The organism is Cognataquiflexum aquatile (assembly GCF_003316845.1).
GTDB classification, from domain to species: Bacteria; Bacteroidota; Bacteroidia; order Cytophagales; family Cyclobacteriaceae; genus Cognataquiflexum; species Cognataquiflexum aquatile.
Genome location: NZ_QMIK01000005.1, coordinates 1 through 12,653, shown reverse-complemented (window position 1 = coordinate 12,653; position 12,653 = coordinate 1). Strand labels below are relative to the sequence as shown.

At 42.2% G+C, this 12,653-nt stretch carries 13 protein-coding genes and 1 rRNA gene; 8 read left to right on the top strand and 6 right to left on the bottom strand.

The annotated features are described in order from the left end of the window. Positions 1-3: 3 nt before the first annotated feature. From DQW11_RS15210 to DQW11_RS15185, 6 genes are all read right to left on the bottom strand, one after another. Positions 4-726, bottom strand: a complete 723-nt coding sequence (locus DQW11_RS15210; protein WP_157966126.1) for a DUF4397 domain-containing protein — start codon at positions 724-726, stop codon at positions 4-6. 96 nt (positions 727-822) lie between these two features. Continuing rightward, positions 823-2,193, bottom strand: a complete 1,371-nt coding sequence (locus DQW11_RS15205; protein ID WP_113925279.1) for a Gfo/Idh/MocA family protein — start codon at positions 2,191-2,193, stop codon at positions 823-825. Positions 2,194-2,308: 115 nt separating this feature from the next. After that, entirely contained in the window at positions 2,309-2,758 is a 450-nt protein-coding gene (locus DQW11_RS15200; RefSeq protein WP_113924962.1) for a DUF6036 family nucleotidyltransferase, read from the bottom strand. A gap of 1 nt (position 2,759) precedes the next feature. Next, entirely contained in the window at positions 2,760-2,957 is a 198-nt protein-coding gene (locus DQW11_RS15195; protein ID WP_113924961.1) for a hypothetical protein, read from the bottom strand. 86 nt (positions 2,958-3,043) lie between these two features. After that, the gene (locus tag DQW11_RS15190) at positions 3,044-4,114 is read right to left on the bottom strand and encodes an Ldh family oxidoreductase (protein ID WP_113924960.1); all 1,071 of its coding nucleotides are present in this window, start codon (positions 4,112-4,114) and stop codon (positions 3,044-3,046) included. Between the two features lie 26 nt (positions 4,115-4,140). Next, positions 4,141-5,100 carry a Ppx/GppA phosphatase family protein gene (locus DQW11_RS15185; RefSeq protein ID WP_113924959.1) on the bottom strand — a complete coding sequence of 320 codons (960 nt, stop codon included), beginning with the start codon at positions 5,098-5,100 and terminating at the stop codon, positions 4,141-4,143. A gap of 165 nt (positions 5,101-5,265) precedes the next feature. On the opposite strand from DQW11_RS15185, the gene DQW11_RS15180 reads away from it, so the two are divergent. The 8 genes from DQW11_RS15180 to DQW11_RS15145 form a co-directional block, all read left to right on the top strand. Further along, a complete protein-coding gene (locus DQW11_RS15180; RefSeq protein ID WP_113924958.1) occupies positions 5,266-6,849 on the top strand; it encodes an acyl-CoA carboxylase subunit beta in 1,584 nt (527 codons plus the stop codon). A gap of 113 nt (positions 6,850-6,962) precedes the next feature. Next, positions 6,963-7,337, top strand: coding sequence for a four helix bundle protein (locus tag DQW11_RS15175; RefSeq protein WP_113924957.1), 375 nt, complete (start codon positions 6,963-6,965; stop codon positions 7,335-7,337). 73 nt (positions 7,338-7,410) lie between these two features. Beyond that, positions 7,411-8,484, top strand: coding sequence for a M42 family metallopeptidase (locus tag DQW11_RS15170; RefSeq protein ID WP_113924956.1), 1,074 nt, complete (start codon positions 7,411-7,413; stop codon positions 8,482-8,484). Between the two features lie 65 nt (positions 8,485-8,549). Beyond that, positions 8,550-9,308 carry an ABC transporter substrate-binding protein gene (locus DQW11_RS15165; protein WP_113924955.1) on the top strand — a complete coding sequence of 253 codons (759 nt, stop codon included), beginning with the start codon at positions 8,550-8,552 and terminating at the stop codon, positions 9,306-9,308. Between the two features lie 122 nt (positions 9,309-9,430). Next, the gene (locus tag DQW11_RS15160; RefSeq protein ID WP_113924954.1) at positions 9,431-10,783 is read left to right on the top strand and encodes a Gfo/Idh/MocA family oxidoreductase; all 1,353 of its coding nucleotides are present in this window, start codon (positions 9,431-9,433) and stop codon (positions 10,781-10,783) included. A 2-nt stretch (positions 10,784-10,785) separates the two neighbouring features. Beyond that, positions 10,786-11,544, top strand: a complete 759-nt coding sequence (locus DQW11_RS15155) for a 3-keto-disaccharide hydrolase (protein ID WP_113925278.1) — start codon at positions 10,786-10,788, stop codon at positions 11,542-11,544. After that, positions 11,541-12,137 (top strand): 3-keto-disaccharide hydrolase, encoded by a 597-nt coding sequence (locus DQW11_RS15150; protein WP_113924953.1) that lies wholly within the window; start codon positions 11,541-11,543, stop codon positions 12,135-12,137. The genes DQW11_RS15155 and DQW11_RS15150 overlap by 4 nt, the downstream gene beginning before the upstream one ends. Positions 12,138-12,570: 433 nt before the next feature. Next, positions 12,571-12,653, top strand: a 16S ribosomal RNA gene (locus DQW11_RS15145); the annotation flags it as partial.

The window sequence follows — 12,653 nt, the reverse complement described above, 5'->3', positions numbered from 1 at the left end:
TTTCTAGAATTTGATGTAGTTGGTCAGTAGCTGGACGCTGATCGGATTGTTTCCGTTAGCAGGATTGGCAAATCCCCTAATCAACAAAGAATACACCCTGTTTCCAAGCAATTCAATTTCATTGACTGTTACGAGCACTTCTCCTGTGGTTTTTGATTTGACGACTACTTTAACTTTTCCTTTTTCCAATTCAAGAAAATCAGAAACTGAAAGGTAAGAGGTAGCTGCGCCAAAAGGAGTCTGGCTTGCAATGCTGACTTCAAGATCACCGGCATCAGGAGACAAATGCACGAGCCTGACTTGGGTCTTTAACCCGTCCGGTTCTTCCCAGATATCCTCAACCTGGATGGCATCCAAATCTGCCGCTTTGTTCACCAGAAAAACAGTGTAAATTTTATCTTGCGCCAAGGTTATGTTTTTTTCCAAAAGGGTATTCTGTGCATTGAATGGATTGAATCGAAGTCTTCTTTCACCTACAAAGAACCCGGAATAGGGAAATGTCTGCCCAAAAATCAGAGGCTGGTTGTTGATTTTGTTTGATTCTGCATAGATGTCTAAATCCGGACTGTCAGGAGATCCGTGATATATAGCAACAAAAGCAGCTGGCGGTTGGGGTGTATCATCTAGTTTATCAACACAGCCTGTTGTCAGAAATGCTGCGAAAAGGAAAATTGAAAACAATTTCAACATTCCATAGATTTTGGTTTTTAAACTTGAAGTGTTCATAGTTGGTTTAGTTTGCATATTGTCAATACGAATTAGGGACAGCCAACGCTACAATGGTTCAAAAAAAAATCCCCGAATAATTTCCGGGGATCATGTTTAAACATTGTCAGGTTCGGGATGCACCCAAGGTCCTCTATAGGGTCTCCTGAGTTTTTTGGTCGCTTCCGGGTCATCCACGACGATTCTCTTTTTTGGATCATAGACAAGTGGTCTACCGAGTTCCATTGACATATTTGCCAAAATACAGCTTGCCGTGGAGATGTGTCCTTCCTGAACATCGGCTACCGGTAGTTCTCCGGTTTTCATGGAATTTAAAAGATTTTGCATCTGCCTTCTTGTTGCCGGGGCGGCATTGAGCTCAATCCTATTTTCAGTTAAGTCCTCGGGATATTGTTCTTTTTCATAGAGGACATCGAAAAGAATTTTTTCACCCTTTCCAAAGGGGATAAATTCAGCCTTCATCGTACTTCCGGCCAAAGTCCCGTTCTCACCAAAAATCTTGAAAGCCCAAGGATATTCAGGATCCACAGGATTGCCCCAGGTACGGTGCTGCCATACGACATTCAGTCCATCAAATTCATAGATAGCTGTTTGGGTATCTGCAATATTCGATTTCCCCTCTTTTTGGACGTAGATTCCGCCTGTTGCAGTTATTTTACTTGGCCAGCCAAGACCCAAAAGCCAACGCACTGTATCCAACATGTGAACACACATATCACCCGGGATTCCATTGCCATATTCCATAAAAGTCCGCCACCATCTTGTATGTGGCAAACCATCATAAGGTCGGAGTGGGGCAGGTCCTGTCCACAATTCATAATCCAAAAATGCAGGTACCGGCTCTACAGGAGGGTTTCCATTTGCCCTCATGTGGTAGTAGCAGCAGATCTCCACATGCGAGATTTTACCCAACATGCCACCATCCAAAACCTGTTTCTTGGCATCCCAAAGATGTGGAGTACTTCTTCGTTGGGTGCCGACCTGCACCATTTTATTGTATTTCCTTGCAGCAGCGACCACTGCTTCCCCTTCGATGACATCTACTGAGATCGGTTTTTGAAGGTAAACATGCGAACCTGATTTGATGGCTGCAATGGCCTGTAATGCATGCCAATGGTCAGGCGTGCCAATTACTGTGATGTCAAGTTTATTTTCTTTAAGTAGTTCCCTATAGTCAGTATACAACTTTGGTATTTTCCCCGATTTCTGTCTTTTAGATACCAGATCGCCTGCTTCCTTCAGCATGTTTTTGTCCACATCACAGAGCGCTACCACTTCCACATTGGCAACTTGGATCAATCTGAAAAGGTCACTTTTTCCATACCATCCCGACCCGATCAAAGCCACTTTTAGAGGAGTTTCATTTTGGATGGGGTTCATTCCCATCATGCCCATGCTTGCCAATGCCAAGGTGGCAAAACCGCCGGTTTTTAGGAATTGTCTTCTGTTGTAGGTGGATGTGTTCATAGGTTTTTTTGGGATATGGATAAAAGGTTTGAAAGAAATACAATTTACAAAAAGGTAAAAACCAAACAAATGGGATTTGATGGGTGGTCAACAATTCAGTCCATTTCAATTGCTTTTACAAATTCTGTAAATCGTCCATATCTTTTGGTCTCATTACAGACTTTTTGGCTTTGATAAGGTCCTCTTTTGAGATAGTTCGCACATAAAAGTCTTTATCAGAAAAAACAATGGAGGATTCAAAAGCCTTTTCGAAGTTGAGACCTTTCACCTCTACCATCAAATCTATTGCCACAGGAGATCTTCCAAAAGTGAAAACATCCCAATTTTTATTATGTAAAAAGTTTTCTGAGGTCATATCAAACAATGGCATCCCAAAATCCGAAAATGCTTGTTCGATTTTCTTGAAGTTTTCTAAACTTCTTTTTACCCAAATATCCATATCACCCGTGTTTCTAGGATATCCATGTAAGATTACAGAAAAGCCACCAACCAAAATATAGTCAACCTGGTGATTATTAAAACAACGGATAAAGTCTTTGAAATCAGAAGGGAATATGTTTTCCATATTATCTTTTCCTTACACTAAATGCAGTCTTATCCATCTTTGGTGGATTATCTAGAGAAAAACCATATGCCAAGCTATTAAGATAAAATGCAATCTCAAGCAATTCCCAAGGACTTTTATCCTTGTATTCCTCACCGTAGTTCACTTGTTCATTTGCCTTCGATGATTTGAATGCTGTCCTGTCTAATTTAAATTCCATGGAGGTCAATTTACCAAAATGAACTTGGATTGAGAATTTATTAAAAAAATAATTGAAGATGGAGTAAGCTTTGGGACTACTTCTGTTTATAATTTTACGCCAAACCTTTCTCCCAAACTCCTCAGATCCTCTTCCACAGGCTTAAGCAAAGGGATTCCACTGACCCTTCTTTCGGCTTCAAGTTCGCGTTCAGGATCTCCCGGGATCAATACTTTTTCATTTCCTTCGGTAGGTTTTGCCTGGCGGAATCTACCGATCCAATTGTCCATATGGGATTTGAAGTCATCCGCAGGTCGGAAAGCATCTACGCGCATCGCACCAAAAAAATGGCCCAAACCCTCACCGACAGGATTGGGGTCCGGCTCAAGGAATGCCACGAAAGGTGGGACCCATGGCCCATAATTTGCTCCCGAAAGGACTGCGGAAAATATATCTACTATCGCCCCCAATGCATATCCTTTGTGCGAACCATGTTCTCGGTCTCCTCCGAGAGGCAACAAAGCGCCTCCCTTTTTGACGCCATTGGAATCAGTCGTCTGATTGCCGTCTATGTCCTGTACCCAACCGAGTGGTGCATCCATTTCTTTTCTCTGCAGGATTTCCAATTTTCCATTTGCTGCAGTTGTGGTGGCCATATCTGCGACAAAAGGAGGTTGGGTTTTAGCCGGGATAGCCACGGCAATCGGATTGGTTCCCAGCAATCTCTCTTTGGAAAAAGTCGGGCTTACCAAAGGACTGGCATTCGTCAGCGAAATCCCGATCATGTCATGGTCGAGAGCCATCATAGCATGATAACCCGCAATGCCGTAATGGTTGGAATGCTTCACCGAAACCCAGCCTGTACCTGCGATTTTGGCTTTGTCAATCGCTACTTGCATCGCAAAAGGTGCGACAACCAAACCCAAACCACCGTCGCCATCAACAACAGCTGTACTCATAGTTTCATGGACTATTTTGATATTTGGGGTTGCGTTGATTCTTCCTTTTTCCCAAAGTCTCACATAACCGGAAAGCCTTGCCACGCCATGAGAATCTACGCCTCTTAGGTCTGCTGATAACAAAACATCAGCAGCAAGAGATGCATCTTTTTCGGGACAGCCGATTTTTAAAAGTATGGATTTGGTAAAGTCGAATAAGTCAGCGTATGAAAATATCATGGTTGAGATCCGGATTTAGGATTGGATTACCTGCTGATAAGGGTGTTGGCTTGGGAATGTTTCCCCATTAATTCCGCTATAGCTCCTTCTTTCAGTGCAAAATTGGAACAAATCAAGGTAGAAACAGGGACAAACTTCAAGATATATTCGATCAGGCAAGCAGCCACGACGATCATATCCACCCTCATTTCGATCATGCCGGGGATTAAAAGCCTTTGGTCTCTATTGAGTGTCAAAAGCTTTTGGGCAATCAATTCAAATTCCCCTCTTGGCAATTGAAATACCTGCTGTGTCTTCAGTTTTGTTTCATGAAGGGAAGCAAAGTACATATCTGTAAGCGTATCGAAAGTTCCTGATGAACCAACCAAACAAGTCGGATTGAAGCTTTTGATCGCATCAACGAGTTCAACAAGCTTTTCTTCCAGATAAAAAGTAAGGTTTTCGACCTCCTCAGGCAAGATCGGGTCATGGTAATGAAATAGGTCAAGCATCCTTTGCCCCCCGATTTCAAAACTTTTTCTCCAAAATGCCTCTTGCGAATTACCAATAATAAATTCAACAGAACCCCCACCGATATCCATCATGAGACAGGTTTCACCCGTGAGTGAACCGCTAAATCTGATGCCTTCATAGATCATTTGGGCTTCCTGTTCCCCATCGATGACAAGAACATCAATCTGGAATTCCTCTTTGATTTTGGCTACAAATTCTTTCCCATTGTCGGCATTCCTTACCCCGCTGGTGGCAAAGGCAAAAATGCTGGTGATTCCTTCTCCATCGATCAGGTTTCTGAAATGATGCAAAGTATGGAAAGCTCTTTTTTCAGCATCAGGATGGATGGTGTTGCGGCTTATACCGCCCTGTCCGATCTTGACAGGAATTTTCTCTTTATAAATTGTCTCGAACCTGTCTGCATAAAGTTCCACTAAAAGAAGGTGAAACGTATTGGTACCCATGTCGATGATTGCAGCTTTGGTCGGAATCATACCACCTTGATTTTTGAATGCGCGAATATAAAAAGTTTATTCTAATTCCATTGTTAAGAATTTTTCTATTGCCACGAAATCGAATTTCCGGGATGTTCCTTAATTTAAATTTCCTCACTAGATTGTCCCGCATTATATTTGACCAAACCAAATAACTTTAGAAACATGGACAGCAAAATCAAAGGCGTTTATACCCTTCCCTCCAATAAAGACAAATTTGAACTACTGAATAAGAAAAACGAAGAAGCTTTGCTCGGCGGGGGAGAAGCAAGAATTGCTGCCCAACACAAGAAAGGCAAACTTACGGCAAGGGAAAGGATACATTTTTTGCTTGACGAAGGTACTTTTCAGGAAATTGACAAATTTGTGATGCACCGTGCCAAAGACTTTGGTCTTGACAAAGAGCATTACCTAGGCGATGGCGTGGTGACAGGATATGGAGAAATCAATGGCCGTTTGGTCTACGTGTATTCACAGGACTTTACCATTTTTGGAGGATCTCTTTCGGAAACACATGCAGAGAAAATCTGCAAAATCATGGACATGGCCATGAAAAACGGTGCGCCTGTGATCGGGCTGAATGACTCAGGAGGAGCAAGGATTCAGGAAGGCGTTGTCTCTTTGGGTGGATATGCAGATATTTTTTACAGAAATACTTTGGCCTCGGGCGTAGTGCCTCAGATATCAGCCATCATGGGACCCTGTGCAGGTGGGGCGGTGTATTCTCCTGCAATCACAGATTTCATCCTGATGGTCGAAAACACCTCTTACATGTTTGTGACCGGACCCAATGTCGTAAAAACCGTAACTGCCGAAAATGTCACTGCAGAAGAATTGGGCGGGGCAAGTACGCATTCCACCAAAAGTGGGGTGACTCATTTTGCCTGTGCCAATGAATTGGAATGTATCCAAAACATCAAAAAATTGCTCAGTTACATGCCTCAAAACTGCGAGGATACCGCTCCTGTTTATGCCTATGACCTGAAAGAAGATGAATCCAGGAAAGTTTTGGATACCATCATTCCCGATAATCCTAACCATCCGTATGATATCCGCGATGTAGTGGATGGGATCTGTGATGAAGGTTCGTTTTTGGAAGTCCATAAAAACTATGCAGACAATATTGTTGTGGGATTTGCAAGACTAGCCGGAAGAAGTATCGGGATTGTCGGAAATCAGCCGCAATCACTTGCCGGGGTTTTGGATAACCATGCATCAATGAAGGCAGCAAGATTTGTGAGGACTTGTGACTCTTTCAATGTACCACTATTGGTCTTGGTGGATGTGCCGGGATTTTTACCTGGAACAGATCAGGAATGGAACGGAATCATTACCAATGGGGCCAAGTTGCTCTATGCGTTCTCGGAGGCGACAGTTCCAAGGATTACTGTCATCACCCGAAAGGCTTATGGAGGAGCCTACGATGTGATGAATTCCAAACATATCGGTGCTGATCTGAATTTTGCCTGGCCTACTGCTGAGATCGCCGTAATGGGTCCCAAAGGTGCGGCAGAGATTATTTTCAAAAGAGAAATCGCTGAAGCAGAAGATCCGGCTGCCAAACTGCAGGAAAAAATTGATGACTATACTTCCAAATTCGCCAATCCATACCGTGCTGCCCACAGAGGTTTTATCGATGAGGTGATCATCCCTTCCGAAACAAGAGAAAAACTGATCCGGGGTTTCAAAATGCTCGAAAACAAAGTGGATAAATTGCCAAGGAAGAAGCATGGGAATATACCGCTTTAGTCCATAGATAATGGTTAATAAGTTATTGGGTTATTTTTTCTTAAATTAAAACTTAGTTATATTAGTTTGAATTTTTGAATTATTAATCCAAATACCATTAACCAAAAAAATAAATGGAATCTTTTGAACAACTGGAGGTCTGGAAAAAGGCTAGGGAAATTAGAATTTTTGTAATGAAAATAATTCAAAAACTTCCCAAGGAAGAGAAATACGGTCTATTTATGCAATCAAAAAGATCTTCACGATCAATTTCAAATAATATTGCAGAGGGATTTGGAAGATTTCATTTCCAAGAGAATATTCAATTTTGCAGAGTGGCCAGGGGTTCCCTTACCGAAACACTTGACCATATGATAATTGCTTTAGATGAAGGCTATATTTCAGATGAAGATTTAAATAATTTCCGTCACTTATATGGTTCGTGTCTTAAATTGATCAATGGTTATATCGCCTACTTGAAAAAAGCAAAAACAGGTCAAGATTCCTAAATAGCCCAATAACCCAATAACCCAATAACCCAATAACTAATAACCATCAACCAATAACTCCCTAAGAAAAAAAATGCCGTTAGAAAACGAAAAAAACTTCCTCTACAAATACCTCAACAACGCCTCTCCCACGGGATTTGAGGCTTCGGGTCAACAGATTTGGTTGGATTATATCAAACCTTATGTGGACAGCTACTTTACTGACAGCTATGGAACAGTCGTCGGGGTGATCAATCCCGAAGCGGAATACAAGGTTGTCATCGAAGCCCATGCCGACGAGATCAGTTGGTTTGTCAATTATATCAATGGGGACGGCTATATCTATGTCCGTAGAAACGGCGGTTCGGACCACATGATTGCTCCATCCATGAGAGTAAATATCCACACGGACAAAGCTGTTATTCCCGGAGTTTTTGGTTGGCCGGCGATCCATGTCAGGAAAGAAGGTAAAGAAGAAGGGCCGACTTTGGATAATATTTTTATCGATGTCGGGGCAAGAAACAAAGAAGAAGTGGAGGCATTGGGCATCCATGTCGGTTGCGTGATTACTTTCAAAGATGAACTACAGGAATTGAACGGAAAATTCTATTCAGGAAGGGCCTTGGACAACAGGATTGGGGGATATATGATCGCGCAGGTAGCGAGGAAAATCCAAGAGGCAGGTCTCAAGCTTCCTTTCGGCTTATATATAGTAAATGCAGTGCAGGAAGAAATCGGTCTCCGAGGCGCAGAAATGATTGCTGCCCGCATCAAGCCGAATGTAGCGATCATCACCGATGTGTGCCACGATACCACTGCACCAATGTATTCCAAGATAACAAGTGGCGAGCAGGTAGCAGGAAAAGGACCTGTCTTGACTTATGGTGCAGCAGTCCACAAAAAGTTATTGGATTTGGTCATCGAATCTGCCAAGAAAAACAGCATTCCGTTCCAACGGGCAGCGGCTTCGAGAAGTACCGGAACAGATACAGATGCTTTTGCTTATTCCAATGAAGGCGTTCCCTCTGCCTTGATTTCCCTTCCTTTGAAATACATGCACACCACCGTGGAGACAGCTAGCAAAGAAGATATCGAAAATGTCATTCTTTTAATGTATCAATTCTTGGCTGAATTAGATCCGGAGTTTGATTTTAGGTATATTAAATAAGTCCATAGACCACAGTCCACGGTTGGTAGTAGCCACCGTGGACTGTGGTCCGTGGTCTGTTGACTATGATATTTTTAGACCAACTCAATCGCACCATTTCCCTTCCTAATCCACCAAAAAGGATTGTCTCTTTGGTTCCATCGCAGACTGAGCTTTTGGTGGATTTGGGTTTGAGGGATAGGATTGTAGGTGTTACAAAATTTTGTGTCCATCCCAAAGGATTGAAAAAAGAAAAAACGGTTATTGGGGGAACAAAAAATTTCCATTTTGATAAAATCGAATCGCTTCAACCTGACCTGGTTATTGGAAATAAGGAGGAAAACTATCAGGAAGGGATTGAAAAACTTGCTGAGAAGTTTCCGGTTTGGATGAGTGACATTTACACACTGGAAGATGCTTACAGGATGATTCTGAGCATAGGGGAGTTGACTGATACTTCAATCCAAGCCGTCCAAATCGTATCTCAGATCAAAGATGGTTTGGAAAAAGAATTCAAACTCAAAGGTTCTGCCGTTTACCTGATTTGGAAAGACCCTTTGATTGCAGTCGGTTCAAATACTTTTATAGATTCCATGTTGGAAAAAGCAGGTTTCAAAAATCTTATCAACCAATCTCGGTACCCTGAGGTTGATTTGGAAGAAATTGTAAAATTGAATCCGGAATTCCTTTTGCTCAGTTCAGAACCGTTTCCATTCAAAGAAAAACACATTTTATTTTTTCAAGAAAAATTACCCAAAACTATAATCAATATGGTGGATGGAGAAATGTTTTCTTGGTATGGAAGCCGATTACTCTTTGCCGGAAAATATTTTGAAGGTCTTTGAGCGAAAGTGTGCTTATCTTGGACAGATTCCGTTTATAAAAATATAGAGCATTGAAAAATACTTATATAAAAAATTTAAGTAACTTTTCGATCCGTAATTACAAAAATAACTAACCCAAGACGATGAAGCAAAACAGAAGACATTTCTTAAAGAAACTTGGAGCAACAGGCGCTGCAGCAGCAATAAGCCCGTTGGCATTTTCGGAAGAAATTCCAGATAAAAATTTCCTCGAAAGAGACATAGCCCTTGGTTCTGCCAATGACACTCCTATCAATTTGGCTTTGATCGGTGCAGGAATCATGGGTACAGAAGATACCAATTCTGCCCTGAGACATACCAATGTCAAGTTGGTGGCTGTTTGTGATTTGTACAAAGGCAGACTTGAGTCGGCCAAGCAGAAGTGGGGAGCCAATCTGTTTGTTACCCAAGATTATCAGGAAGTCCTCAAAAGAAAAGATATTGATGCAGTTATCATTGCGACTCCTGACCATTGGCACAAGCAGATCAGTATCGATGCCATGAATGCAGGAAAGCATGTCTATTGCGAGAAGCCGATGGTCCATTCTGTCAAAGAAGGAATGGACGTTGTCAATGCGTGGAAAAAATCAGGGAAAGTCATGGTAGTGGGCAGCCAAGGGGTTTCTTCATTGGGAAATGAAAAGGCCAAAGAACTTCTTGCCGCCGGGGCCATTGGCGATATTGTTTATGCAGAAGGATTTTGGGCGAGACATTCTCCTGAGGGCGCATGGCAATACAATGTTCCAAAGGATGGAAATGAACAGACTGTTGATTGGAAAAAATACATCTCCAATACCACAGCTAGAGATTGGGATCCTTTGAGATTCTTCAGATGGAGAAATTACCTTGATTATGGCACAGGCATGTCAGGCGATTTATTTGTCCACCTCTTTTCAAGTTTGCATTTTATTACCAATTCTAAAGGTCCGACCAAGGTATCATCCATGGGTGGCTTGAGGTATTGGAAAGATGGAAGGGAAGTTCCCGATGTGTTGTTGGGTATGTTTGATTATCCCCAGACTCCGGAGCATCCGGGATTCAACCTTTCTTTAAGGTGTAATTTTGTGGATGGAACAAGTGGTACCACTTACTTAAGAATAGTGGGTACCAAAGGTTCCATGGATGTGAAGTGGGAAGAAGTAGTCGTCAAACTCAATCAAAATGCTGAAAGTGATGATCCGTTTTTGAGAGAACAGGCGAAATTGAGAGGAGCTACCGAAGAAAGCAGAGCCAAAATCCTTCCTCCCCGTGAGACAGTATACGCTGCAGAAAGAAGCTGGAAAGGCGCACACTATGACCATTTTGGAAATTGGTTCAATGCCATAAGAACAAACGGCACAGTAGCAGAGGATCCGATTTTTGGATTCAGGGCTGCGGCACCTGCCTTGCTCTGCAACGACAGTTACTTTCAAGATAAGTTTATGAAATGGGATCCCGTAAATATGAAATTGATTTAATCATGAAATACACAAGAATAGCTTGGATAGCTTTGATTTCCCTGGCTTGGGCCTGTAGCCCAAAGCCTGCCGAAGAAGTAACAGAGGAAGTGGCCGAAGTAATCCTTCCTGACAATTCTCTATCTGAAGATGAAAAATCAGCAGGATGGATGTTGTTGTTTGATGGAGTTAATACCGATGGATGGAGGGCCTTTAATGGTGATTCTTTGCCTGCAAATTGGACTGTGGAAGATGGTGCGCTCAAAGGTCTTGGACATGAGGGAGGAGATGTAGGCGGGGATATTGTATTCGCCCCTATGCCATTTGAGCAATTTGAAATGGAATTCACATGGAAAATAGCAACGGGTGGAAACAGTGGTGTTTTTTATCATGTAGTGGAGGATCCAAAATATGCGGCACCTTATTACACAGGACCTGAATACCAGGTGATAGATCAGCTTGGATTCCCACAGCCTTTGGAAGATTGGCAATCATTGGCTGCTGACTATGCGATGTACGTCCCTGATTTCGAGGGAGTAGTTAAGCCTGCCGGCGAATGGAATGTTTCGAAAATTATTTTCACCAATGAAAAGGCGGAATACTATTTGAACGGAAGGAAGACAGTGGAATTCGTGCCTTACTCTGAGGATTGGAAAACAAAGCGGAACAGTGGTAAGTGGGATGCTTTTCCCGATTACGCGATTTCAAAATCCGGATTGATTGCCCTTCAGGACCACGGGAGCGAGGTTTGGTTCAAGAACATTAAAATAAGAACACTATGAAGAAGTTATTGATTGTATGCTCATTCCTTTTGTTGGCTCAAGTGTCATTTGGTCAGAAAAAAGAGAAGTTGTTCAACGGCAAGGATTTGACGGGTTGGATAGTCTACGGTACCGAAAAATGGTATGTGGAAAATGGATTGATTGTATCTGAGAGTGGTCCTGACAAAGGTTATGGCTATTTGGGAACAGAAAAGCATTACAAAAACTTTGAAATCAACCTTGAGTTTAAGCAAGAAGCGGATGGCAACAGCGGGGTTTTTATACGATCTACGGTTGACGGTACCAAAGTATCAGGTTGGCAGGTAGAAGTTGCCCCTCCGGGAAACGATACAGGCGGGATTTATGAAAGTTATGGCAGAGGTTGGTTGATCAAGCCGGACCCTGAAAAAGACAAAGCCTTGAAATATGGCGATTGGAACAAGATGAAGATCGTTGTAAATGGTGATAGAGTCACATCTTATGTTAATGGTGTCCAAATGGTCGATTATACAGACGAGAAAATTGGTAAGGGTGAAGGTGGGATTTTATTGCAGATCCATGACGGCGGGGGGATCAAAGTGTATTGGAGAAATATCACTTTGAAGGCACTTTAAGGAAATATCAGGTTTTGATTCATATCCTGCCTCGGTTAAAATCGGGGCAGGATTTTTTTTAAATTTTTGTTGCTGACCATCAGTGACATTTGTCCTATTTATCAATTATTTTAAAATACAACTTTGTGTTTAATGAAATGATTTACACCTTTGCACTCCCAAACGGGGGAACAATTGTTGAATTTAGAAGGTCAAAAAAATAATTTTATTTTCTTCACCGATTTTAAATTTTATTCATACCTTTGCACTCCTGTTTGTAAGGAACGGGAGAAAGAGATGGGTCGAGAGTCCTGCGATACTGCCGGATGAGGCGGTAAAAGTTCATTGAAATACTGGAGAAACGACATTAAAAAGGCCTGAAGGGGATACCCTGAAGGCAGAAGATTGACAGGGCTAGGAAACGAATCAGCAGTGATGCTGAAAAAAAAACTATACAATGGAGAGTTTGATCCTGGCTCAGGATGAACGCTAGCGGCAGGCCTAATACATGCAAGTCGGGCGGCAAGTTGAGGAGTA